Origin of the sequence: Mucilaginibacter sp. 5C4 (genome assembly GCF_034345625.1) — a bacterium.
Taxonomy (GTDB): domain Bacteria; phylum Bacteroidota; class Bacteroidia; order Sphingobacteriales; family Sphingobacteriaceae; genus Mucilaginibacter; species Mucilaginibacter aurantiaciroseus.
In genome coordinates, this window is sequence record NZ_CP133775.1 from 3,786,535 (window position 1) to 3,810,791 (window position 24,257).

General features: G+C 44.3%; 21 protein-coding genes. 9 read left to right on the plus strand and 12 right to left on the minus strand.

Annotated elements, in window-relative coordinates; genetic code table 11:
* Window positions 1-48: 48 nt before the first annotated feature.
* Window positions 49-501, plus strand: coding sequence for a DinB family protein (locus RHM67_RS17790; RefSeq protein ID WP_322228458.1), 453 nt, complete (start codon window positions 49-51; stop codon window positions 499-501).
* 159 nt (window positions 502-660) lie between these two features.
* On the opposite strand, the gene odhB is transcribed toward RHM67_RS17790, so the two are convergent.
* The 5 genes from odhB to RHM67_RS17815 form a co-directional block, all read right to left on the minus strand.
* Window positions 661-2,256 carry a 2-oxoglutarate dehydrogenase complex dihydrolipoyllysine-residue succinyltransferase gene (gene odhB / locus RHM67_RS17795; protein WP_322228459.1) on the minus strand — a complete coding sequence of 532 codons (1,596 nt, stop codon included), beginning with the start codon at window positions 2,254-2,256 and terminating at the stop codon, window positions 661-663.
* A gap of 97 nt (window positions 2,257-2,353) precedes the next feature.
* The gene (locus tag RHM67_RS17800) at window positions 2,354-5,158 is read right to left on the minus strand and encodes a 2-oxoglutarate dehydrogenase E1 component (RefSeq protein WP_322228461.1); all 2,805 of its coding nucleotides are present in this window, start codon (window positions 5,156-5,158) and stop codon (window positions 2,354-2,356) included.
* Between the two features lie 98 nt (window positions 5,159-5,256).
* Entirely contained in the window at window positions 5,257-5,379 is a 123-nt protein-coding gene (locus RHM67_RS17805) for a hypothetical protein (protein WP_322228462.1), read from the minus strand.
* A gap of 54 nt (window positions 5,380-5,433) precedes the next feature.
* Window positions 5,434-6,738 (minus strand): DASH family cryptochrome, encoded by a 1,305-nt coding sequence (locus tag RHM67_RS17810; RefSeq protein WP_322228463.1) that lies wholly within the window; start codon window positions 6,736-6,738, stop codon window positions 5,434-5,436.
* Window positions 6,739-6,785: 47 nt separating this feature from the next.
* A complete protein-coding gene (locus RHM67_RS17815; RefSeq protein WP_322228466.1) occupies window positions 6,786-6,923 on the minus strand; it encodes a DUF2256 domain-containing protein in 138 nt (45 codons plus the stop codon).
* Window positions 6,924-6,967: 44 nt separating this feature from the next.
* Here RHM67_RS17815 and RHM67_RS17820 point away from each other — a divergent pair, with 44 nt between their 5' ends.
* The 4 genes from RHM67_RS17820 to RHM67_RS17835 all read left to right on the plus strand — a co-directional run bounded on the left by RHM67_RS17820 (window position 6,968) and on the right by RHM67_RS17835 (window position 10,531).
* The gene (locus RHM67_RS17820) at window positions 6,968-7,684 is read left to right on the plus strand and encodes an SDR family oxidoreductase (protein WP_322228469.1); all 717 of its coding nucleotides are present in this window, start codon (window positions 6,968-6,970) and stop codon (window positions 7,682-7,684) included.
* 92 nt (window positions 7,685-7,776) lie between these two features.
* Window positions 7,777-8,427, plus strand: a complete 651-nt coding sequence (locus RHM67_RS17825) for a TetR family transcriptional regulator C-terminal domain-containing protein (protein WP_322228470.1) — start codon at window positions 7,777-7,779, stop codon at window positions 8,425-8,427.
* A 48-nt stretch (window positions 8,428-8,475) separates the two neighbouring features.
* Window positions 8,476-9,198, plus strand: a complete 723-nt coding sequence (locus RHM67_RS17830; RefSeq protein WP_322228472.1) for an HAD family phosphatase — start codon at window positions 8,476-8,478, stop codon at window positions 9,196-9,198.
* Between the two features lie 4 nt (window positions 9,199-9,202).
* A complete protein-coding gene (locus RHM67_RS17835) occupies window positions 9,203-10,531 on the plus strand; it encodes an AarF/ABC1/UbiB kinase family protein (protein ID WP_322228474.1) in 1,329 nt (442 codons plus the stop codon).
* A gap of 421 nt (window positions 10,532-10,952) precedes the next feature.
* Here the strand turns inward: RHM67_RS17835 and RHM67_RS17840 are convergent, their stop codons facing one another.
* Both RHM67_RS17840 and RHM67_RS17845 read right to left on the minus strand, forming a co-directional pair.
* Window positions 10,953-11,075: a hypothetical protein gene (locus RHM67_RS17840; protein ID WP_322228475.1), complete on the minus strand. Its 123-nt coding sequence runs from the start codon at window positions 11,073-11,075 to the stop codon at window positions 10,953-10,955.
* 248 nt (window positions 11,076-11,323) lie between these two features.
* Window positions 11,324-11,542, minus strand: coding sequence for a hypothetical protein (locus RHM67_RS17845; RefSeq protein WP_322228477.1), 219 nt, complete (start codon window positions 11,540-11,542; stop codon window positions 11,324-11,326).
* Between the two features lie 203 nt (window positions 11,543-11,745).
* On the opposite strand from RHM67_RS17845, the gene RHM67_RS17850 reads away from it, so the two are divergent.
* The 3 genes from RHM67_RS17850 (at window position 11,746) to RHM67_RS17860 (ending at window position 15,518) form a co-directional block, all read left to right on the plus strand.
* Window positions 11,746-13,191 (plus strand): SDR family oxidoreductase, encoded by a 1,446-nt coding sequence (locus tag RHM67_RS17850; RefSeq protein WP_322228478.1) that lies wholly within the window; start codon window positions 11,746-11,748, stop codon window positions 13,189-13,191.
* Between the two features lie 67 nt (window positions 13,192-13,258).
* Window positions 13,259-14,209, plus strand: a complete 951-nt coding sequence (locus RHM67_RS17855) for a TIGR01777 family oxidoreductase (protein WP_322228479.1) — start codon at window positions 13,259-13,261, stop codon at window positions 14,207-14,209.
* Entirely contained in the window at window positions 14,202-15,518 is a 1,317-nt protein-coding gene (locus tag RHM67_RS17860; RefSeq protein WP_322228480.1) for a deoxyribodipyrimidine photo-lyase, read from the plus strand. Before RHM67_RS17855 ends, RHM67_RS17860 begins: the two co-directional genes overlap by 8 nt.
* A gap of 2 nt (window positions 15,519-15,520) precedes the next feature.
* Here the strand turns inward: RHM67_RS17860 and RHM67_RS17865 are convergent, their stop codons facing one another.
* From RHM67_RS17865 to ggt, 4 genes are all read right to left on the minus strand, one after another.
* Window positions 15,521-16,465, minus strand: coding sequence for an FKBP-type peptidyl-prolyl cis-trans isomerase (locus RHM67_RS17865; protein WP_322228481.1), 945 nt, complete (start codon window positions 16,463-16,465; stop codon window positions 15,521-15,523).
* Window positions 16,466-16,471: 6 nt separating this feature from the next.
* Complete coding sequence (locus tag RHM67_RS17870) at window positions 16,472-16,981, minus strand: FKBP-type peptidyl-prolyl cis-trans isomerase (RefSeq protein ID WP_322228482.1); 510 nt, start codon at window positions 16,979-16,981, stop codon at window positions 16,472-16,474.
* A 90-nt stretch (window positions 16,982-17,071) separates the two neighbouring features.
* Window positions 17,072-17,512 carry a MarR family winged helix-turn-helix transcriptional regulator gene (locus tag RHM67_RS17875; protein WP_252756041.1) on the minus strand — a complete coding sequence of 147 codons (441 nt, stop codon included), beginning with the start codon at window positions 17,510-17,512 and terminating at the stop codon, window positions 17,072-17,074.
* 114 nt (window positions 17,513-17,626) lie between these two features.
* On the minus strand, window positions 17,627-19,324 hold the full coding sequence (gene ggt, locus RHM67_RS17880; protein ID WP_322228483.1) for a gamma-glutamyltransferase: 1,698 nt from the start codon (window positions 19,322-19,324) through the stop codon (window positions 17,627-17,629).
* 236 nt (window positions 19,325-19,560) lie between these two features.
* Between ggt and RHM67_RS17885 the strand changes: the two genes are divergently transcribed.
* Entirely contained in the window at window positions 19,561-20,055 is a 495-nt protein-coding gene (locus tag RHM67_RS17885) for a hypothetical protein (protein WP_322228485.1), read from the plus strand.
* A 52-nt stretch (window positions 20,056-20,107) separates the two neighbouring features.
* Here the strand turns inward: RHM67_RS17885 and RHM67_RS17890 are convergent, their stop codons facing one another.
* A complete protein-coding gene (locus RHM67_RS17890; protein ID WP_322228486.1) occupies window positions 20,108-23,836 on the minus strand; it encodes a S8 family serine peptidase in 3,729 nt (1,242 codons plus the stop codon).
* Between the last annotated feature and the right edge of the window lie 421 nt (window positions 23,837-24,257).

The window sequence follows — 24,257 nt, forward strand, 5'->3', positions numbered from 1 at the left end:
TCAGCGGGGTTATGTAGATTTGACCTCAGAAAATTAATTCATATACCCATGCTTGATAAACAATTAGAATTTATCCGTCAGCCCCGCCTGATGGTGTTAAACATATTAAAAGATTTTACCCTTGAGCAGTTAAACACCATCCCACCCGGTTTTAATAACAATATTGCCTGGAACCTTGGGCATTTGGTAGCCGCACAATTAGGCATTTGGTACAAGCGCGCGGACCTGGAAGTGGACGAGCGATTTTACCAACTCTACAAAGCCGACAGCAAACCCGAAGGCCCAATAACACAGGAACAATTAGATGATATAAAAGAAAGATTGATTACCAGCCTGGATGCTTTTGAAAAGGATTACGCCGCCGCCATCTTCACCAATTACCCCACCTGGACCACCCGCTACGGTGCCGTAGTTAGCAGTATTGATGAGGCAATTGCTTTCCTGCCGTTTCATGACGGGCTGCATATTGGGTATATGATGAGTTTGAGGAAGTTGGTGTAGGAACTTCTCCCTCGTGTTATTGCGAGCGATAGCGTGGCAATCTCAGATTACAAGCGGATATGCTGAGATTGCCACGTTGCTACGCTCCAATGACATATTATAGAAAAAAAAGCCCTCCGATGTATCGGATGGCTTTCAATTCTATATAAAAGGAAACGCTTAAACGCCTAACAACAATCTCGCAGGATCTTCCAATAGTTGTTTAACTCTTACCAGGAAGCTTACCGATTCGCGACCATCAATGATGCGGTGATCATATGACAAGGCAAGGTACATCATCGGGCGGATAACCACTTGTCCGTTTACGGCAACCGGGCGTTCGATAATGTTGTGCATACCTAAAATGGCCGATTGTGGCGAGTTAATGATTGGTGTAGACATCATCGAGCCAAATACGCCACCATTGGTGATGGTGAATGTACCACCGGTCATTTCTTCCAAAGTCAGTTTGCTTTCGCGGGCTTTGCCTGCTAAAACAACAATGGCTTTTTCAATTTCGGCAAGGCTCATGCTTTCCGCGTTGCGGATAACCGGAACCACCAAACCTTTTGGCGCAGATACCGCGATAGAAATATCAGCAAAGTTGCTGTAAACTACTTCTTCGCCTTCTATACGGGCACCAACTGCAGGCCATTCTTTTAGTGCCTCGGTAACCGCTTTGGTGAAGAACGACATAAAGCCTAAGCCAACGCCGTGTTTCTCTTTAAATTTATCTTTGTATTTGCTACGCAGTTCCATTATTGGCTGCATATCCACTTCATTAAAAGTGGTAAGCATGGCGGTTTCGTTTTTAACGGCTACCAAACGCTTGGCAACTGTTTTACGTAACGACGACATCTTTTCTCTGCGGTCGCTTCTTGGGCCTTGCGGTGCAGAAGGAGTTGCAGCGGCTGCCGGTTTAGCGGCTGGTGCCGGTGAAGCAGCGGGTTGGTTTTGCGCATTAAGTGCATCACCTTTTGTAATGCGTCCATCAACACCTGTACCGTTTACAGATGCAGTGTCGACACCTTTTTCAGCTAATATTTTCGCGGCAGCAGGCGATGGCGTACCTGATGCATAGGTTGTTCCTTTTGACGGAGCGCTTTGTGGTGATTCGTTAACCTTATCGGCAACAGCCGGGGTAACCGATGTAGGAGCAGTTGCCGAAGCGCCGCTACCTTCAATGGTACAAACTACCGCGCCAATGGCTAAAGTATCGCCCTCTTTGGCTATGGTTTTTAACGTACCTGCTTTTTCGGCGGTAAGTTCAAAAGTTGCTTTGTCAGATTCCAGTTCGGCAATGGCTTCATCCATTTCAACGGCATCGCCGTCTTTTTTCATCCAGTGTGACAACGTCACCTCGGTGATTGACTCACCTACCGGTGGTACTTTAATTTCTAATGATGATGAACCGCCTTGCGCAGGTGCAGGGGCAGGCGCGTTAGCAGGTGCTTCGGGGCTGTCTGCTTTCGCAGGTTCATCCTTAGCGGCAACAGGTGCTGTAGGTGCTATATCAGCAGCTACGGCAGGTGCAGCGGCACCGCCATCTTCTATACTGGCTACAACCGCGCCAATAGCTAATGTATCGCCCTCGGCTGCAACAATTTTCAAAGTCCCGGCTTTTTCAGCGGTAAGCTCAAAAGTTGCCTTGTCTGATTCCAGCTCGGCTATTACTTCGTCCATTTCTACCTGGTCGCCATCCTTTTTTTTCCAGGCTGACAGGGTTACTTCGGTAATGGATTCGCCTACCGGCGGAACTTTTATTTCTAAACTCATATTGTATTAGTTGTAGTTTTTTATTTGTGAGTGATGAATTGTAAAAGGAAATATGAACGGTAACTAATCTCTAATCACCAATCTCTATTCTCTTACCTCAATCAGCACCAGCATTAGCCATTTGTTCTGTTGTTTTTTTGATGGTTTCTTTAATCGCTTTGCCTGCAGGTGCTTCAAACGCTTTTGAAATAATGTGTAACTGCTGCGCGGCATGCTGTTTAGCAAAACCTGTCGCGGTACTGCTACCCTCTAAACGAGAGATCACATTCAGGTTCATCAACTTATCGTTATGAAACTTGCGGCAAATGTACGGCCATGCGCCCATGTTTTCCGGCTCTTCCTGTACCCAGAAAAACTCAGTAGCCTTATCGTATTTGGCTTTAATTTTCAGGATCTGTTGTACAGGTGTAGGGTATAATTGCTCCACACGTACAATGGCAACATCTTTACGTTTGTCGGTTTGTTGTTTCTCTAACAGGTCGTAATAAATTTTACCGGTACAAAGCAGTACGCGTTTAACCTTTTTAGGGTCAACAAAGTTATCGTCTATCAATTCATAGAATTTACCATCGGTAAAATCAGCAAGTGGCGATACACAATTAGGGCTGCGCAATAAGCTCTTCGGTGTAAAAATGATCAACGGTTTACGGAAACTGCGTTTCATCTGCCTCCTTAATATGTGGAAGAAATTTGCAGGCGTTGTACAGTTAGCCACCTGGATATTATCATCAGCGCAAAGCTCTAAGAAACGCTCAACACGTGCCGATGAATGCTCTGGGCCCTGGCCTTCGTAACCGTGCGGTAACAACATTACCAAGCCATTACCACGCTGCCATTTTGTTTCGGCACTGGCAATGTACTGGTCAATAATGATCTGTGCTCCGTTAAAGAAATCGCCAAACTGTGCTTCCCAAATGGTTAATGCATTAGGGTTAGCCAGGGCGTAACCGTATTCGAAACCTAATACGCCGTACTCAGATAATAACGAGTTAAAGATGCTCAGTTTTGCTTCGGTATCAATGGTTTCCAGCGGAGTGTACTCGTCCTCAGAATCGGCCAGGGTTAATACCGCATGGCGATGCGAGAATGTACCGCGTTTAACATCCTCACCGCTTAACCTTACCGGGAAACCATCTTTCAATAGTGTACCGTAAGCAAGCAGCTCGCCCATTGCCCAATCGAATACGCCGGTTTTGTTAACCATGGCGTTACGGTCCTGGAATAATTTCTCAATTTTTTTGAAGAACTCTTTACCCTTAGGCAATACCGTTAAATTGTTACCTATTTCGGTAATAGTTTCTTTTGTTACCGATGTATCAACTGCGCTTATCAATTCGCTGTGGTTGGCTAAATGTAAGCCACTCCATGCGCCTTCAAACATCGGGATGGTATCGGTAAACCTGTCTGATGCTTTTGCATCGTCCAGCATTTTCTGTAATTCGCCACGGAAATCTTTTTCCAGCGTTTTTACATATTTATCGTCTATAGTACCTTCGGTTATTAATTTTTTACTATAGATCTGTAGCGGATTAGGGTGCGCTTCGATAGCTTTGTACAATACCGGCTGGGTGAACTTAGGCTCATCCGCCTCGTTGTGGCCATAGCGGCGATAACAAAGGATATCGATAAATACATCTTCGTTAAATACCTGGCGGTATTCCATGGCCAGGTTAACTACATAAACCAATGCCTCAACATCATCCCCATTTACGTGGAACACGGGCGAAAGCACAGTTTTTGCAACATCTGTACAGTATGTGCTTGAACGGGCGTCTTTATAATTGGTGGTAAAACCTATCTGGTTGTTTATCACCAGGTGAATGGTACCACCGGTGCGGTAACCATCGAGTTTCTCCATCTGTAAAACCTCGTAAACAATTCCTTGCCCGGCTACAGATGCGTCACCATGTATTAATATCGGGGCGATCTTTGAATGATCCCCATTGTATTTAAAATCAATTTTTGAACGGGTTATACCTTCAACAACGGGGTCAACCGCCTCTAAGTGAGATGGATTTGGACAAAGGCTCAGGTGTACCTTTTTACCCTGTTTGGTCTCGATATCTGTTGAATAACCCAGGTGATATTTAACATCGCCACCAAAAGGAGATTCCGAATCGAAGTTTTTGCCTTCAAACTCGGTAAACACTTCCTGGTAGGTTTTTTCCATGATGTTGGTCAGCACGTTCAAACGACCGCGGTGAGCCATACCAATAATAAATTCCTCTAAACCCAGTTCAGATCCTTTTGTGATAACAGAATCAAGCGCGGGGATCAAAGCCTCGGCACCCTCTAACGAGAAGCGCTTCTGTCCCAAGAATTTTGTTCCTAAAAAGTTCTCGAAAACAACAGCCTCGTTCAACTTGGCAAGCATTTGCTTTTTTTCGTCGGCGTTAAAGCTTGGGGTATTGCGTTTACTTTCCATCCTGTCCTCAAACCACTTCAGTTTTATAGGGTTGCGGATGTAAGTATATTCGGCACCAATGGCCTGGCAATATGTTTGTTCTAATAATTCGCGAATGTCGCGCAATTTGGCGGGGCCTAAGCCAACTTCAACACCTGCATTAAATACGGTGTCCATATCGGCTTCGCTTAAGCCAAATGTTTCTAACTCTTTACCCGGAAAGTACTTGCGGCGTTCGCGTACGGGGTTTGTTTTGGTGAATAAATGGCCGCGTGTGCGGTATCCATTTATCATGTTCATCACATTGATCTCTTTTAGCAAATTTTCAGGTGTGGCAACTGCTACTACAGGGGCCACATGGTTATCTTTACCAAAATCAAAGCCTTCAAAAAACTTTTGCCAGCCAAAATCTACCGATTCAGGGTCTTGTTTATAAGTTTCGTAAAGTGTGTCAATGTAAGCGGCGTTGGCGCTATTTATATAATTTAGGCGATCCATGAGAAACCAATGTTGTGAAACGGTAGCAAAATTAAGCATAATACATTCAAATGCTGAAATAATATGCAATTAGTTTTAGACAAAACCTTCAAAAGAAACTAACCGGTATGTTTTGAACCTGAATGAAGAATTTTACGCGCAAATTCGCGCAGATATGCTATCCCCTCGAGCAAAGCTGCAAGCAGGCCGATAATGATCGTGAATTGTTCGAATGAGTTCATAATATATAGACGGTATATTTCGCGCTTTGTTGCGTAAAATATACCGTCTATATATTATGCTTTAATTTTAGCGGCGTTAACGGGTAGCCAGGTAGCTATAAAATCGCTTTTGCTATCCAGTTGGTCGGTTGGTTTGGTCGCATTAAAGAAACGGTTGCTTTTAGTATCGTTACCTACCCCAGCTACAAAAGCCCAATTGCCCCAGTTACTGGCAGGCGAGTAATCTATCAGCTTTTCTTCAAAATACAACGCTCCTTTTGTCCAGTCGACTTTCAGGTCTTTGGTTAGGTAATTGGCAACGGCTTGCCTGCTGTAATTGTTAATGTAGCCCGTGGCATTTAGCTTATGCATGGCAGCATCAATAAAAGACACACCGGTTTCGCCATTCTTCCACTGTTCAAAAAGCTCGTCCTGGTTATTGGCGGTATCGGGCACATCGCCAAAACCTTCGGAACGGAAAAACTTCTGCCCATGCTTTTTAAACATAAAGCGAAAGTAATCCCTCCACAAAAGCTCCAGCATTATCGGGTCGGTATTAGTAAGGTGGTGATCTCGGTGATAGTTCACCACTTCCCAGTACACCTGCCTTGGCGAGATACACCCAACCGCAAGACATGGGCTCAAACCCGATGAATTACAGTCTGCGCTACGCACATTTTTTCCCTGATTTTGAATACAGTTCTCTAAGTAGGTATGTAATTGTTTTAAAGCGGCTGTTTCGCCGCCAGTAAATTTTTCTTCGGCACGGGCATCGTCTATTGCATCGGGCACGCCCAATCCTGCAAGGGTTGGTAATTCGCCGGCATCGGTAATTTCGGGGATAAGGATTTGCTCCGGACTAACCACACTTGGCCTTACCGTGCTATCGCGCTCCACCTTCTTTTTAAAGGTTACAAAACTATCAGGGATATCTTTTATGGGGAATGGCAAGTCTTCCTTATGATACATGGTGTGGCCGATGAAATGCTTCAGGTTAAGCTTCATTTTCCATAAAGCGGCCTCCACCCTTTCAGAAACATCGGTCTCATCGGGTGCAACTTCGCGGTGATGGTATACTTCGCTCACCTGGTATTCTTCGGCTATTTGGGTAAGTACTTCGGCAGGATCACCTGTGCGGATCAGCAAATCGGCACCAAAAGCCTGTAGGTTTTCCCTTAGATCTGCAACAGCTTCTAAGAGGAAACGGGCACGGAAACTGCCGGTTTTTAACGCGCCTAAAGCACTGGCTTTAAAGTAGAACGGATCAAAAACATATACCGGCAATACTTTATCAGCCCTGCGCACGGCTTCGGATAATATTTCATTATCGTGTATGCGCAAATCATTTCTAAACCAAACCAATATAACTTTATCACTCATATGAACATCTGATCTAAACTTATTTAGATTGATTACAAAAATGGTAATTATTTATTTCCCTTGCACCGTTCGCTGCAATATTTGACATCGTCCCAACATTTTGCCCACTTTTTACGCCACGTAAACGGCCTTTTACACACGGGGCAAAGCTTTGTGGGGAGGTTTTCTTTAAGTATCCGAGCCATATTATTATTTATAACAAATAGTACTGCTTAGTGTTATGTAATATATGAATTTAAAAAATAAAAACATCCTGATAGTAGGTGGCAGCAGCGGAATTGGCCTTGCATTAATAAAGCATTTAGCCATACAGGAAGCAAACATATTTAATATATCGCGCGGCCCGGCAACCGATTGGCCCGGGGGCGTTACTCATATCCAGGCCGATGTATTAGATAATTTGAGTACTATTGAAAATCAACTACCGCAAACTATCCATGGATTGGTTTACTCAGTTGGTAGCATCAACCTAAAACCTTTTCAACGTTTAACGCAGGAAGATTTCTTAAACGATTACAAATTGAATGTGCTTGGCGCAGCAGAGATCATCAGGCTCAGCCTTAAGGCTTTGAAGAACGCGGGTGGTGCAAGTATTGTACTTTACAGTTCGGTAGCCGCAAAAGCGGGGATGCCTTTCCATGCCAGTATCGCGGCGGCGAAAGGCGCTATTGAGGGGTTAACCTTATCATTAGCAGCCGAGCTTTCTTCTAACCAAATAAGGGTAAATGCCATTGCGCCATCGCTAACCGATACCCCGCTTGCCAAAAACCTGTTAAGCACCGATGAGCGGCGGGAAGCATCAGCCAAACGGCACCCGCTTGGTAAAATTGGTATGCCGGATGATATTGCCTTTGCCACCCAGTTTTTACTAAGCGACCATAGCGGCTGGCTAACCGGGCAGATCATAGGTATTGATGGTGGGCTTGGCAACTTAAGGCCTTTGTAAAATTAAGGTTGTAAGCCAACCGTTTAATTGTAGATAGTAATGACAAATCAGATTAAGATTATATTTAATTTTATATCATAAAACCCAATAGTATGGCAACTACCGAAAGTATCCAGAAAGCGTATATAGATTATGTATTGACCGACGGCCAACAGCCAAAATCGGTGTATGTATTTGCGAAAAAGAACAAAATGGCCGAAGAAGAATTTTATCGTTTCTTTGGATCATTTGACGCTGTTGAACAAAGCGTATGGGCCGACCTTACACTTAAAACCTTAAGCGAAGTACGCGCGCAGGAGGTTTGGTCGCAGTATTCATCGCGAGAGAAGGCATTATCATTTTTTTACAGCTTTTTTGAATTATTGAAAAGCAACCGCAGTTTTGCTGTGTACAGCATTAAAAAGCACCGCAGCCTGGGCACACCTAAGGTTTTAGAACCAACCAAAGACGTGTTCGAAAATTTCGCCGAAAACATTTTGAACGAAGGCATTGAAACACAAGAACTAACAGACCGAAAATTCTTTAGCAAACGCTACAAGGATGCCCTATGGGTGCAGTTTGGCTTTGTATTGAATTTCTGGATCAATGATGATTCTGTAGGTTTTGAGAAAACCGATGAAGCCATTGAGAAAGGCGTTAACGTAACGTTCGACCTGTTTCAGCGTTCGCCGATAGATAACCTGTTTGAGTACGGCAAGTTTTTGGCTAAAAATGGCGGATTGAAGGAGAAAATGGGGTTTTAAGGAAGCCCCACCCAAACCCTCCCCGTGAGCGAGGGCTTAAAAATATAAATGATCTATAAGCAAATCCCAAATAAAAATAATAAAGTCTCCCCTATCGGGGGAGATTTAGAGGGGGCCACCGCCATATTTGATATGGATGGCACCTTAGTAAACAATACCCCATACCATTACCAGGCCTGGCAGCAGCTTTTTAAAAAGTATGATATGCCGGAGTTGAGCAGGGAAACTTACCTGACCAACATTAGCGGTGTACCCATTTTAAATACCCTGAAAAAGTATTTTGGTGATGATACCGATGAGGCCAAAATGAAGCAACTGATCAAGGAAAAAAAGGACTTTTATGAGGCAGATTTCACGCCTTTTTTACGACCGATAAACGCCCTTGAAACGTTTCTTTTAGACCTTAAAAACGCCGGGGTTAAGATCGCGTTAGCCACCTCATCAAGTATGGAAGATGTGGACTTTATTTTCGGGACGATGCATATTCGCCAACACTTTGATGCCATAATTATCGGTAGCATGGTGAGCGAACCTAAACCATCACCACAGATATTTTTAAAAGCCGCCGAGCATTTAAATGCACTACCCGAAAAGTGCGTGGTGTTTGAAGATTCCATTTCGGGATTAAAGGCGGGCCGAAAAGCGGGTATGAAAGTAGTTGGCATTACCACCGCCCACCCCGCAGAAACCGTTACCAAACTGGCCGATTTGGTAATTAATGATTATGCCGACATAGATCTGCATAAAATGGCCGCACTATTTGACAAGTAATAACATGAGCGAGAATACCTCTAACGAACAGAACAGCATCCCCACCAGCAAGATTGAACGCAGCGCCAAGTTTGTGAAAACAGGCTTTAAAATTGGCGGCAACTATATTAAACATTATTCAAAAAAGCTGTTCAATCCAGAAATGGATAAATCGCAACTGAATGAGGATAATGCTACCGACATCTATCAATCCCTCAGCGAATTAAAAGGCAGCGCGCTTAAAGTAGCACAGATGCTGAGCATGGATAAAAACCTGCTGCCGCAGGCGTACGTAGATAAATTTACGCAGTCGCAGTATAATGCGCCGCCGCTATCGGGGCCACTTATTGTGCAAACGTTTAAGAAATACTTCGGTAAAAACCCCGATCAGATCTACGATAAGTTCAACATCCGTTCTACCAACGCGGCGTCTATCGGCCAGGTGCATAGGGCAGAGCTGAACGGTAAAAAACTGGCGGTTAAAATTCAGTACCCGGGCGTGGGCGATTCCATCTCATCCGACCTTAAACTGGTAAAACCCTTCGCGTTCCGCATGCTGGGCATGAGCGAAAAGGAGCTTAACGTTTACATGAGCGAAGTGGAGGAACGCCTTTTAGAAGAAACCGATTATGAGCTGGAAGTACGCCGCTCGATAGAGTTTTCTATCGCCTGTAAACACCTGAACAATGTAGTGTTCCCGGGATACTATCCCGACCTATCGAGAAAGCGCATTATCACCATGGATTGGCTGGAAGGGCAACATTTAAAAGAGTTTTTAGCTACCAACCCATCGCAGGAACTGCGCGACCAGATAGGCCAGGCACTTTGGGATTTTTACAACTACCAGCAACACGAATTGCGCGCCGTACATGCCGACCCGCATCCCGGTAACTTCCTGATAACACCCGAGGGCAAACTGGGCTGTATAGATTTTGGCTGTATAAAGGTGATGCCCGATGATTTCTATTACCCTTTCTTCTCGCTCACCTCAACCGACCTGTTCGAGAACAAAGAAGAAACCATTAAAGCGTTCCGCAAACTGGAAATGATATTGCCTAATGACACCCCGGCGCAGATCCAGTTTTTTTACACCATGTTTAAGCAAATGATAAGCCTGTTTGCCAAACCATACATCACTAACACATTCGATTTTGGAAAGAAGGAATTTTTTGATGACCTGTTTGGCTTTGGCGAAAAAGTTGCCAAAATGCCCGAGTTTAAACAAGCACGTGGTGTAAAGCATTTCATCTATGTAAACCGCACAAACTTTGGCTTGTACAATATATTACATGAGTTACAGGCCCGCGTTAAAACAGATACGTACAAGCCACATGTAGAAGAGTTGGTTGGATAAATTAGCCTTAGGGAAATTTAGATAAACCTGAATACCAGCGCAAGCGAAAGGCAGGCTGTAGATACCCACGCTATATTTGCCCGCAAGTACCAGGCCTCAATATTTGTTACCCGGCCTGTGCCTATGTAAGAGTTTGAGCGATGGCGGCAATACATACCGAAAGCTATCAGCAGGATAAAACAACGCAAAAAAAGCAGATAATTAATCGATGAAAATCGTATGTTAACATGTTATTATTTTAGCTGGGGTTCTGTTATATCTATTAGAATAATAACAGGGCAAAAACTTTACCGTTTTGGCTATTATTATAATAATAGCCCCTTCAGGTTATCTATACGGCAATTATGTGGAAATGATTACGCGAATGTTAAATTTGTAAGCGGGGAAATATTGATATAATTGGGAAATTTTGGCACCCGGCTTACTCTTCCACAACCAGCTGGGCTATCATCAAAATGGTTAGTATAACACTGGCCACCCAACTAATTGAGGCCTTTGCCGACCATGCCTGTAACTCGGGCACACGGCCACTACCTAAAAACAATTTATATTTGCTACGGCTGTATATACCATAAAAAAGACTGCACAAAGCAAATATTGCCAGTGCACAAATTATAATGATCCTAAAATTGCGATTTAACATTGATTTAATATTACCTGAATTGTATAAACGGATTTTGCCGGTAAAAAGATTTGTGAGCGGCTGCCATAATACATAAAAAATCACACACAAACAAGCTATAAATATTATCCGAAGAGCCGGAGGATCGGCTAAAGTATAATAAACCTTTATTAATCAATCATAAAAGGAACTATAGCGGCAAGTATTAAAAAAAAGGTACCTATCCAGCTTATAGTAGATTTCATGGCCCAAGTTTCAACATCAGTTAATCGGCCTTTGGTTGCAGAAGCCAGTGCCCTGTTATGGCAATAAACGGCATAAACCGCCAACATAACAATAAAAGTAGCGGCAGAAAAAATTAGAACTAATTGAAAACTGCTTGTAAACATAAACTGGGGATTTTCTTAATGTTTATTTAACATGCGCGACAAAAAAAGGTTTTCTGGATTTATTTATTTGCTTAATAATTACCGTAATTAACAAATTTGTTACATTACGATTGCAATCCCGGGTTAATACAGCGCTTTTAGGAATAACTGCTTAACAAACGCCGCTATTTAAAACACGCCGCCCTTAACGTTGTTGCATATATATGAAAGTGTTACTTGCAGGTGCTAACGGATACATTGGCACACGCCTTATCCCGGTTTTATTGGAAAAAGGCCATACCGTGGTTTGCCTTGTACGCGATAAACGCCGCTTTCATGAACAAAATGATTACAGCGAACGGGTAACATTGCTAACCGGCGACCTGCTGAAAGAGGAAAGTATTGAAACCATACCCTTAGATATTGATGCCGCCTATTACCTGGTACACTCCATGGCCCAGGCCGATGACTTTGCCATGCTGGAGGAGCTGTCCGCGCATAACTTTGTTGTGGCACTCAATAAAACAAAATGCCGCCAGCTTATTTATCTGAGCGGTATTACCAACGCCGACAACCTCTCCAACCATTTGCTATCGCGACGCCATGTGGAAGATGTTTTAAGGGAAAGCACAGCAGCGCTAACGGTGTTACGTGCAGCTATTATTATTGGTTCGGGCAGTTCATCATTCGAGATCATCCGCGACCTTACCGAGAAACTCCCCGTTATGACCGTACCGCGCTGGGTAAACACCAAATGCCAGCCTATTGCTATCCGTGATGTATTGGGTTATTTGGAAGGGGTTCTAATGAATGAGTCATCATTCCACAAAACTTTTGATATTGGCGGGCCGGATGTGCTCACATTTAAAGAAATGATGCTTACATACGCCAAAGTGCGTAAGCTTGATCGCTACATTGTTACCCTACCGTTCCTGTCGCCCAAGATCTCGTCGTACTGGCTATACTTTGTAACATCAACCAGCTACTCGCTTGCCCAAAGCCTGGTAGATAGCATGAAGAACGAAACCATCATGAAAAACCATGATATTGATAGCGTGGTAAGACGCGACTGCATTACCTACGAGGAAGCGTTGGAACTGGCATTCAATAAAATAGAACAAAACTCCATTGTAAGCAGCTGGAAGGACGCCCTGAACAACGGCTACCTTACCTCCGGCTTTATGGACCAGATAAAAGTACCTCAAAACGGCACGCTGGAGTATAAAGTAAAGCAGCCTTTTAACCGCGCCAGTGCAGAGGTGCTTAAGAACATTATGGCTATTGGCGGTAACCGCGGCTGGTATTACTGGGATTGGATCTGGAGCATACGCGGTTTTCTGGACAAGCTGTTTGGCGGCGTAGGCAGCAGGCGTGGGCGTACCAGTAACGTAAGCGTTTCGCCGGGCGATGTCATAGATTTTTGGCGGGTATTACTGGCCGATAAAACCAACAACCGCCTGTTACTTTATGCCGAAATGAAACTCCCCGGCGAGGCCTGGCTAGAATTTAAAATTATTGAGCGCCACAACCAAACTTTTTTGAGCCAGGTTGCTACCTTTAGGCCCAAGGGCCTTTGGGGCAGGTTATACTGGTATATGATGTGGCCTTTTCACCTTTTTATATTTAAGGGAATGGCAAAAAGGATAACAGATTTTAAGGAGGGGGAATAGTTGATTCATAATTGATGGTTGATAATACTGAACTTCTCATCTTAACTTCAACCATTAATTCCTCACCATGAACTATGATCTATTAACTATGGACAACTACGAACTACAACAAATGAGTAAAAACATCCTCATCACAGGCGGCTCGGGTTTATTGGGCAGGGAATTAACAAAAGCGCTTTTAGCGCTTGGCCACGCGGTGAGCCACTTAAGCCGCAGCGCGGGTAAAAACCCGCAGGTAAAAACATTTTTGTGGGATGTGAATAAAGGGCAGATCGATCCGCATTGCGTAGACGGGGTTGATACCATTATCCACCTGGCGGGTGCAGGCATTGCAGATAAACGGTGGACGGATGAGCGCAAGCGCGAAATTTTGGACAGCCGCACAAAATCCATCGGCTTAATTTACGGGCTCATGAAAAGCAAGGCGCACAAAGTGCACACGGTGATATCGGCATCGGGCATTAATTATTATGGCAACCGTGGTGATGAACTGCTTACCGAAGATAGCACCCCCGCCAATGATTTTATTGGCAACTGTTGTGTTGAATGGGAAAAGGCGGTTGATGAAGGCAAACAGTTTGACCTGCGGATCCTGAAATTCCGTACCGGTGTTGTTTTAACCACCGGGGGTGGCGCGTTACCACAACTGGCCTTGCCTGTAAAACTGGCTATAGGGTCGCCATTAGGCACGGGCATGCAATGGGTACCATGGATTCATCACCAGGATGCTATTGGCATGTACCTGCATGGCCTGGTTAACGAGCACCTTACAGGCGTTTATAATATGGTTGCGCCGTTACCGGTTACCAATAAAGATTTGACCACAGCTGTGGCTAAACAATTACACCGGCCGCTTTGGGCACCCAATGTACCGGCCTTTTTAATAAAACTGTTATTTGGCGAAATGGCAAGTTTGGTACTGGGCAGTACAAAAGCATCGGCACAAAAAATTGAGGAAGCGGGTTTTAAATTTAAATACCCCAACGTAGCTTTGGCTTTAAAAGAAATTTATGGATAAAGATACCCCTATAAGTATTTTTTGGTTTCGCCGCGATCTTCGGGTGGAAGATAACGCGGGCCTGTACCATGCCCTAAAAAGCGGCAACCCCGTACTACCCGTCTTTATTTTTGACAAAGAGATATTGGATAAACTGGAAGATAAAGACGATGCCCGTGTAAGTTTCATTTATAAAGCAATTGAAGAAATCAACAAAGAATGCCAAAAACACCATAGTAGCCTATTGGTAGTTTATGACAAGCCTGAACATGCCTGGAAACAACTCATCAAAGAATATAACGTTGCCGCTGTTTACACCAATCATGATTATGAGCCTGCTTACGCTAAAGACCGCGATGGTGATATTAAAGAGTTACTCGCCAAACACAACATCGAATTTAAAACCTATAAAGACCAGGTAATTTTCGAAAAGGATGAAGTGACCAAAGACGACGGCAAACCCTACACCGTTTATACGCCCTATAAAAACAAGTGGTATCAAAAGCTGAAGCCCTTTTATTTGAAGGCTTATCCATCTGAAAAACACCTGACAAACCTGCGCAAATTTAAAGCCGCGGCAATACCCACTTTAAATGAAATGGGTTTTGTTAAAAGTGAAATAGATTACCCGGAAAAAGAATACGACAGTGTTATTGCAGATTACGCTAAAAACCGCGATTTCCCGGCAATAACGGGCACTTCGCACGTTGGGGTACACCTTCGTTTTGGTACGGTAAGCATCAGGCGTTGCGCGATGGATGCCCACAAAGCACACGAAAAAACCTGGCTTAACGAATTGATATGGCGCGAGTTTTATATGATGATATTGCACCATTTCCCGCAAACCATGGACCACGCCTTTCGCCCGGAGTACGACCGCATTAAATGGATAAACGACGAAGAGCAATTTGAGGCCTGGTGCAAAGGCGAAACCGGTTTCCCGATGGTAGATGCAGGTATGCGCGAACTGAACGCTACAGGCTACATGCACAACCGTGTGCGCATGGTGGTTGCCAGCTTTTTAACTAAAGATTTGCTGATAGACTGGCGCTGGGGCGAGCGTTACTTTGCCCGCCAGTTATTAGATTATGAAATGGCAAGTAATGTTGGCGGCTGGCAGTGGGCTGCCGGTAGTGGTACCGATGCCGCGCCATACTTCAGAATATTTAACCCCGATAGCCAGCTGAAAAAGTTTGACCCGAAATTAGCATACGTAAAAAAATGGGTTCCGGAATATGCCGACTTCAGCAAGTATCCAAAACCCATTGTAGACCACGCTTTTGCGCGCGATAGATGTTTAAAAGTTTTTAAAGAGGCTTTAAGCAAATAATATTATTCAACCTTAGTTACCTGAAACTCGAACCTAAGCGGCGAGTTGGCAGGTATTGTGCTTCGTGGAGCTGTACCATAACCTAATACCGATGGTATAAACAAGGATATAGATGTACCCGTTACCGCATGTTTTATAAGTCCATCCTTTACGCCCTCAATTAAACTAAACGGGGTTAAGGTAGTGGCAGTTGTTTTAGCCGATTCGTCAAAAGCTACGCCATTTAATAAATTGCCGGTATAAGTAGTTGTAACGGTAGAAAATTCGCTGATCTCTCCGGCTGCACCTGTACCACCGGTAGTAACCTTGTACCAGTAATGCCCCTTAACAGAAGCATCTGCCGAGTCTTTTAGATAGCCGGTTAAGTTATTAGCCGCCATGTAATTTTTAATAACCAGGTCGTCGTAAGCATTTTGGTCGCCAATTACATGTACATAATAATCAAGGCTTTGGTTACCTGCAATACGGGTATTTACGTTGGTAATACTACCAGAGCCAAACCCGTTTACGCCGTACGCTAAACGCGATGGTATCAGCAAACGCATACTGCCGCCTTTATATTTAAGCAGGTTATGGATAGCTAATTGTAAACCTTTGGGCAAATTATTGGCAGTTAAGTGTCCTAAAAAATCGTTCATGTGATTATTGATAGTATCAGATGATACGTACTTACCGTCGAAAGATTTCAGGGTATAAACCAATGATACCTTATCGGCATATTTTAAGGTATCGCCACTGCCTGGGGTTAATACTTTATAGTACATACCGGTTGTGCCGGTGCCATCTTTAGTGGTATCAGCTTTAAAATCACTTAAGCCGTTCGCGCTTATATAAGCTTCTATCTGCTGATTATCATACGCCCTGATATCCGGTTGGTTATCCAGTTTTTTGCAAGCTGTTAAGCCTGCGGCAGCTATCAATAAAAAAGTAAAGATCTTTTGTTTCATCTAAAATTAGTTCGTTACATCTAAAAGTTCAATATCAAAATCAACCACGCTATTTGCAGGTAATTTTATCTCGGGCTGGTCATATGGCCCATATGCATAGCGCGATGCCGCTATGATACGGAACCTACCGCCTTTTTTCATATTTGGGATCCCCAGCTTCCAGGCCCTTAACACTTCGCCCAAAGTAAACGATGGGTGGAAGTTATTGCTTTGTGCAAATACTTCTCCTGTTGTAAGTATCTTGCTGGTATAATCTATCGTTATCCGGGTCGAGTTTGTAAATATCGCATTCCCTGTTCCGGCTTTTTCTTCAACGTAATAAACACCGGTTTTAATTCCCACACTGTCAACCTGCTTAATCTTAGCGCTTAAACCGGGTGTAGCGGCAATATAATCCTCAATTACTTTTTGATCAATATCAGCCTGTATTCTTTCTTCGGCAATAGAATCGTAACCCTTTTTGCAAGATGAGAAACAAATTATACTCAAAAATAATATCAACAGTACCCTGTTCATTCAGTTTTCAAAAGGCAAATTTATTGTTTTATATGGCAATTACAGCAGCTTAACACTTTTTAACAATTAGCGGTTGCTAAAAGCTAACGTTCAGGGTTTGTAATTAAGTGTAAGCTGATTGATTTTTTTAAGCATATCTGTTAAATACTGCTTATCTGCATCGCTTATGTGGGCGTTTAGGTAGTTATTAAACTGTTTTACAACGGTTTTAGCCAACTGGCGTTTTTCTTTGCCCAGGTCTGTCAAATATATTTTAACTGATCGCTTGTCGCCTTTGTTTGATTCGCGGTAGATGAGGCCCGTTTGCTCCAGCTGGTTAAGCATGCGCGATAAACTGGTAGATTTTAAGCCAAGCAATGCCGCCGCCTGCGATACGGTTGTACCCTCCTCTTCAATATTGATAAGCAGGTAACCTATAGACTGTGTAATACCAAAATCGGTAACTAACTGGTTGTACCGGTTAGCAACGGTTTGCCAAACGATCTTTAAAAAGTAATCAATTGTTTCCTGGTGTTTTACACTGCTTCGCATAAGTAGACAAACATAACATTTTTTAGTTGATGGTTGATAGATAATGGTTCATAGTAGCTACTACGAACTTTAATCTTCGGCTATAAACCATCAACTATGACCTATGAACCAATCTCAATACCCCACCTTCGTATCATCTCCTCTTGGATCGGCGCCGCCTTCGTAGCCGGTTTTGGTTTTTAAAATACCGTCTACCCGGCCAATGGCTCCGCTCTTGGTTAATGTATATCCTTTTTTAGCAAGCTTATCTTTTACAGGGTCGCTTAGAGCACCGTCCTCGCTTTTGATATCATCTGGCAGCCACTGGTGATGAAAACGCCTGGCAGCCACCGCTTGTTGCATATCCATATCAAATTCTATCACATTTAACAACGTCTGGAAAACCGAGGTGATAATAGTTGAGCCACCGGGCGTGCCAACAACCATAAAAAGCTTGTTATCCTTTTCTACAATGGTAGGCGTCATGCATGACAGCATGCGTTTGCCCGGCTGTATACTGTTGGCCTTGCCCCCTAATAAACCGTACATATTAGGCACGCCGGGTTTCGAGCTAAAATCGTCCATCTCATTATTCAGCAAAAATCCCGCACCTGATACAAATATTTTGGAGCCAAAGCTGTCATTCAACGTGGTGGTAATTGATACGGCGTTGCCATCCCTATCAACTATGGAGTAGTGGGTGGTCTGGTCGCTTTCGTACCCTACAAAAGTACCGGGTTGTATGGTGGTGCTTGGTGTGGCTGCATCCCAGTTAAAATTTCGCATACGGCTATCGATGTATTTTGGCTTTAACAAACTATCTACCGGTACTTTGTAAAAATCGGGGTCGCCCAGGTATTTGGAGCGGTCGGCATAAACGCGGCGCTCTGCTTCGGTAATTAATTGTACTGTGCTGTCGCTGTTAAAGCCATAACGGTGCAATGGATATTTCTGTACCGAGCGCAGTAATTGTAACAAAGCTATCCCCCCGCTTGATGGGGGCGGCATGGTGATGATATTGTAGCTTTTGTATTTACCGGTGACAGGCTTACGCCATACCGAGTGATAATTTTTAAGGTCGGCTTTAGTGAGGATGCCTTTGCCCGCCTGCATTTCGGCAACAATCAGGTCGGCAACCGGGCCTTCGTAAAACCCTGCGCGTCCCCTATCGCGAATGGCAGCCAGCGTTTTGCCAAGATCTTCCTGTATCAATATATCACCTTCTTTATAACCGCCCTCTTTAATTAAGTAACTCTTTCCCGGGTTAAGGCTTTTAAAAACCGAATCATTGCGGTTTATACCTGCTGCCAGGCGTTTGGTCATCTTAAACCCTTTGAAAGCCAGGTTTATTGCAGGCTGCACCAATGTAGCCCATTTTAATTCACCATACTTTTTATGTGCCTGTACCATCCCGTCAACAGAGCCGGGCACGCCAGATGCCTGGTGGGTGTACAGGCTCATTTTAGGGATCACATTGCCTGCTGCATCCAGGTACATATCAGCGCTTGCTTTTGCGGGTGCCTTCTCCCTAAAATCTAACGTATTTGCCTTGCCATTTGCCGGGCGATAAACCATAAAACCACCGCCGCCAATATTACCCGCCTGCGGGTGGGTAACCGCAAGCGCAAATTGTACCGCAATGGCAGCATCAACCGCGGTACCACCTTTTTTCAGGATCTCGAGCCCGGCTTTGGATGCATCGGGATAAGCGCAAACAACCATCCCGCTTTTGTATTTGGGGTTGGTGGCAGGCAGATCTTGCGCGCAGGCTACGTGCCCAAAAGCTATTATAAAAAGGCTTATTTTAAAAGATAGCCGCGGATTTAAACTCATTTTAGCAGGTGTAAATATTTGGCAATTTAACCTATTTTAATATACAATTACAAGCTATCAGCATTCATAATTTTGCGGTTGTTTATCAATGGACTGATAACTTTCTGCATCAATAATTTTGTTAAAAGAGCATAAAAAGGCATTTTCGCCGTTTATAACGCGAAACCAACATTTACACATGGGCAGGCACGGGCGGAATTTCCGTCATAAGATCTACCCCAAAAACACTACCCCGTATGAAAAAATTTACCCTTATTGCAGTATTACTTACTTCGTTTTTATTCATTAGCAAACGCTCTGCCGCGCAGGATTATAACACCGCTGTCGGCTTAAAATTTGGCGGTTACGAGAACGGCCTTTCTGTTAAATACTTCATGAACAGTACCACCGCGATTGAAGGTATAGTAGGCATCCGCAGCCACGGCGCGGTATTAACCGGCTTATACGAATTACATCAGCCTGCCTTTAACACGCCGCTATTGAAATTTTATTACGGCTTTGGCGCGCACGCCGGCTCGGTAGGTAAAGGTGTTTATAAGCGCTTTGGCAGCGACGATAACGTTTACAACGATAACCACATATTACTTGGTGCCGATGGCGTTTTGGGCCTGGAATATAAATTGAAAGACTCGCCAATAGCTTTCAGCCTTGACCTTAACCCCCGTTTAGAACTTGCTACCGGCCCTTTCTTTGACCTTGCACCGGGATTAGGGTTGAAATACGCGTTTTAACGCCGGGCATCCTACAACAAAAAAACCTGCGCTAATAGCGCAGGTTTTTTTGTTAATTCACAATAATTATTTTTTTGGAATATACTTTATCGTTAAGGTTTACTTTTAACACGTAAGTACCGGGCAGGCGGTCTGTAGTATTTATAACTGTACTAAAGTTACCCGCGGCGGCTACTTTTTGGGCTGACCGGTAAACAACCCGCCCTGCTGTGTTCACCAGCGATATTTCTAAATTACCCGCGGCTTTAACTTCAAACACCACATTAAAATAAGTTGTAGCCGGCACCGGGAATACAGTTAAACCAATATCGGTAGACCTATCCGGGTTTTTAGCGACTATGGCATACGCAAATTGATCGGAAATAGCCACACAACCATTAGCAAGCGTAACCTGCACCTGGTAATTACCGCTAACCAACGGCGTATAAGTTGCGCTTGTAGCACCTTCTATCGGCTTGCTATTCAACAGCCATTGGTTGCCTGTGGTTATGTTTGATGTTAATACAGCTACGTTTTGGGTAACCGTTGGCTTGGTAATGGTTACCGGCACACGTGTTACCGATGCGCAACCCAGGCTGCGTACCTGCATATCATAAAAATAGTAGTAGTAAATTTCGGGATCGGGGGTGGCTGTATTGCCGGTAATAGAGAACAGGCCACCCGTGGTGAACGGATAACCTGTAACACCATCCTTATTACGGTATAGGGTTGCACCGTTTTCATAAGTTGGCGTTATAGTATAATTACCAGCAGCAGGTAATGTCAAATTCAGGGCGTAAACTTTGCCCTGGTCGGCAATATCATTAGGCTGGTCGCCGGGTAGGGCTTTGCTGCGGGTAGCCGTAACATTAAGGGTTACTGATGATACCACTTCGCCATTATCATTTGTTGCCGTAAACGTCATTCGGCCCGGGTTACCAATGTATAGCCTTGCACTTTCTATAACCACCGGTATTTTGGTAGTTACATTTACATCTGTTGTAAACTGATTGTAACTACCTGTTGGGAATACATTTTTATTTACAGGGCCAACCTTGCCGCTAAAGTCATTTAAGCCTGCGTAAAAAGTATTATTTACCGGGGCAGCCGTAATTGTAGCCGGCGAACCATAACCAATCGGTACAACATCTGTAAGCGACTTATACCAGAACAATTCACCATCGCCATTGCCGCCCAATAAATAAGCATTGCTGTTTGTACAGAAATAAGCCGATAAGTTGCTAACCTCCGGCGGGAAGCCAATGGATATAGCGCCGGTAGCCTTGTTGTTCGCCGCAAGCGGATCCGCAGTTAGTTTGGTTTCTGCAGTTACCATGTAGGTTGCCCCTGGTGTGGTATTGAACTTTCCGCTCAGGGTAAAATCTGTTTCTTCTTCGGGGTTAAGCGTACTGGTATAGGTTTCGTTAAAGGTGGTTAGCGTATTATTGTTTATGGCAACTGTTACCGTAACCGGGATATTACTAACAGCAGCCCTGCCGAAGTTTTTAAGCCGTACCGTAACAGCAACAGCAGTAGCACAGGTAACACCCACATCAGAATTTGTTATCGCGACAGCACCCACATCAATGGCGGGTTTTAAATATTGTACGCTGTAATCCTGCGTTTCGCCTTTAGCGTAGGTGCCGCACGCTGTAATTGCCGATGCATCATTAGTTTCGTTCAACACAATACGCAACAAGCTAATGTTACCCGGCGAAACCGTAACAGGAACAGCTATATTACCGCTGATGGTGCCCGTAGCACTTACAATTGCGGTGGTTGCGGCAAGTTCATCGGCATCAAATGTCCCGTTACCATTCCAGTCGATAAATATTTTTGCTGCTTTATTAAAGTTTGCGCCGCAGGTACCCAGCGCCAGGCTAAACGGATAGGTTTTACCCGCTTCTAATTGGATAGAAAGCGCGGTGTTATTGGTATACCCGGTACAGCCTGCAGGTGCGGTGTAACTGATGTTTGATAACGAGAAACTATTGATCTTAGAATCGTTGGTAGATGTTGGGGCAGATGCGCAATACGGATTGCCGCCTACACCCGTAACAATAACCGAATAAGCCTGGCTGCCCGATCTTAAAGTACCCTTATGCGATATGGTAATGGTATATTCCTTCCCCGGCACGGCATCCGCAATGTAAACCTGTTCTATATTATCCCTTACATTATCCCCGTTTGTGGCCGGTGCAGACGGATTATCGGGCGTAAGCACCCAGGGCATTGTGGTATTAGCACCATCGCTAACCCTCACATCAAGGTCATTCACCAATTTTGGGGTACGGTCGTTTATGGTTGTGCCGTTGGTTGGGGTACCTTCAGGGTCTGTCCATGATATGGTAACCGCCAGCGGCCCAACGCCCGAAGCGGTCACTTTAATTGTACGGGTTTGCCCCTGCGTTAAAGTAGCCTGGTTAAGGATGCTTTTTGTGCCGTTATCTGTTATTGCCTGCGCGGCTTTGTGCATATCCAGTAATCCCCAGCCGTAAATATAATCGGGCCCAACGTTGCCGGCATCAAACGCGGTATGGCAGGCAAGCCCTTTTAAAGTAGCGGCACGCATAAAATTGCCGTTATTTTTTTGCGCGTAATACTCCTGCAACAGGTATAACGATCCTGTAACGTTTGGCGCCGCCATTGAGGTGCCAGACAAAGTCAGGTACGAACTTGTGCCCTGTACCCCGGTGGATAACACCTGCTCGCCATCGCCAACAATATCGGGCTTTATGCGGCCGTCATCTGTTGGGCCCCAGCTGCTAAAGTATGATATGGCAACATCTGTACGGTTAACCGGCCCGTTTGGCAGCGGCCCTACCGAGCCTACCGTTAGTATATTTTTCGCATTACCGGTGGTGGTGATAATATCGTACCCATTATTACTACTGATGTTTGCCGGCCTTGCCCCCTTATTTACAAAAGCTGGGTTGGTACGGCTTTCAAACCCATAGTATGTATCCCCTAACGCGGGCCCGTTACTAGAGCGGCTGTTACCTGCCGACTCCACAATTAAATAGTACGGCGCGTTATAAGCAACCTGGTCAAACGATTGCACGCGCGAATCGTAAAAGCCAAAATTATAATCTTCGTTATCGCCGGGCAGGCCGTACCATTCCCATCGGGTGTCGGCACTGTTATAATCCCAGCCACCAACATCACCATAAGAGTGGTTGGAAAGCAATAGACCGGAGGCCGCGGCGCTCATTTCAGATACATCGTTATCAAAATCCCAGGCGGATAGTGTGGCGGCACCGTAGGCCATCCCTTTTGCAGGCGCGTACACGCCTTTGGCTATCATGGTGCCGGCCACGTGGGTGGAGTGATCCAGGATGGCGGTATTGTCTTTCGCGGTGATAGTTTTGCCCTCAAACTCGCGGTGCGCCTGGTAAACCTGGCCGCCATCCCAGATACCAAGCTTGTTGTTTAAAAAAGTACTGCTGCCGGTAAGGTTTAAACCCAAAGTGCCGCCGGGTTGTACGGTATTGGTACCGGTGGTAGCGGCAGCTGTGGTATTGTTATGGGTGATCAGATAAACAGGGAAACCGTGGCTGTTAACCCCTTGCAAGGCAACTAGGTTACCGGCTTTGGTGACGCGGCGGACCGCCCAGCCGTTTTGAGGGGCCAATGCTAAAGCCTTTTGATACCCTGTAGTGAAGTTTGCCCGAGAGCTGATCGCCAACGCATCCAGCCGGCTTTTCTTAACCGCGTCAACCGGGATCTGCTGCTGGGCAATGGCCGGGGAAATGCAGCAAAAAAGTAAAATGCTTAAAAGTATTGCTGAATAAAATTTCCTCATAATTTTCAAGCGAAGTATTTACAAGTTTCCGTATTAAATGGCGTATTAAAAAATAATACGGAGCGATTTTTGAACAAATTAATTTATAAAGCAGTATAAATTTATGCGCCAAATCTGTTTAAACATATAATAGTGTTTTTATTCATATTGCTTAGCTAATAAATATTTTTGTTTGTGGACTTACTTGCCCATTTTGGGCATCTTAATACACAAGGACTATTTGCATGTATTTGATTTATTGCACTTTTTTTGCAAAATCTATTTGATTAATTTTCACGTGTATACTGTTGTTTTAAACATTACAAGAATAACAGGCTGATATTAATTATCTAGTACAATTTTTCAATAAATACCTAATATTTTAATCCGTTGAAAAAACTATTATTTAAATGTCTTTTGTGCATAATTTTTACACTTAATA

Coding starts and splice junctions, on each gene's coding strand:
- RHM67_RS17860 (WP_322228480.1), top strand. CDS start 14,202: ATGGATAAAGATACCCCTATAAGTATTTTTTGGTTTCGCCGCGATCTT.
- RHM67_RS17810 (WP_322228463.1), bottom strand. CDS start 6,738: ATGAGTGATAAAGTTATATTGGTTTGGTTTAGAAATGATTTGCGCATA.
- RHM67_RS17815 (WP_322228466.1), bottom strand. CDS start 6,923: ATGGCTCGGATACTTAAAGAAAACCTCCCCACAAAGCTTTGCCCCGTG.
- RHM67_RS17820 (WP_322228469.1), top strand. CDS start 6,968: ATGAATTTAAAAAATAAAAACATCCTGATAGTAGGTGGCAGCAGCGGA.
- RHM67_RS17800 (WP_322228461.1), bottom strand. CDS start 5,158: ATGGATCGCCTAAATTATATAAATAGCGCCAACGCCGCTTACATTGAC.
- RHM67_RS17830 (WP_322228472.1), top strand. CDS start 8,476: ATGATCTATAAGCAAATCCCAAATAAAAATAATAAAGTCTCCCCTATC.
- RHM67_RS17805 (WP_322228462.1), bottom strand. CDS start 5,379: ATGAACTCATTCGAACAATTCACGATCATTATCGGCCTGCTTGCAGCT.
- RHM67_RS17845 (WP_322228477.1), bottom strand. CDS start 11,542: ATGTTTACAAGCAGTTTTCAATTAGTTCTAATTTTTTCTGCCGCTACT.
- RHM67_RS17790 (WP_322228458.1), top strand. CDS start 49: ATGCTTGATAAACAATTAGAATTTATCCGTCAGCCCCGCCTGATGGTG.
- RHM67_RS17885 (WP_322228485.1), top strand. CDS start 19,561: ATGAAAAAATTTACCCTTATTGCAGTATTACTTACTTCGTTTTTATTC.
- RHM67_RS17825 (WP_322228470.1), top strand. CDS start 7,777: ATGGCAACTACCGAAAGTATCCAGAAAGCGTATATAGATTATGTATTG.
- RHM67_RS17870 (WP_322228482.1), bottom strand. CDS start 16,981: ATGAACAGGGTACTGTTGATATTATTTTTGAGTATAATTTGTTTCTCA.
- RHM67_RS17890 (WP_322228486.1), bottom strand. CDS start 23,836: ATGAGGAAATTTTATTCAGCAATACTTTTAAGCATTTTACTTTTTTGC.
- RHM67_RS17855 (WP_322228479.1), top strand. CDS start 13,259: ATGAACTATGATCTATTAACTATGGACAACTACGAACTACAACAAATG.
- RHM67_RS17850 (WP_322228478.1), top strand. CDS start 11,746: ATGAAAGTGTTACTTGCAGGTGCTAACGGATACATTGGCACACGCCTT.
- ggt (WP_322228483.1), bottom strand. CDS start 19,324: ATGAGTTTAAATCCGCGGCTATCTTTTAAAATAAGCCTTTTTATAATA.
- RHM67_RS17865 (WP_322228481.1), bottom strand. CDS start 16,465: ATGAAACAAAAGATCTTTACTTTTTTATTGATAGCTGCCGCAGGCTTA.
- RHM67_RS17835 (WP_322228474.1), top strand. CDS start 9,203: ATGAGCGAGAATACCTCTAACGAACAGAACAGCATCCCCACCAGCAAG.
- RHM67_RS17875 (WP_252756041.1), bottom strand. CDS start 17,512: ATGCGAAGCAGTGTAAAACACCAGGAAACAATTGATTACTTTTTAAAG.
- odhB (WP_322228459.1), bottom strand. CDS start 2,256: ATGAGTTTAGAAATAAAAGTTCCGCCGGTAGGCGAATCCATTACCGAA.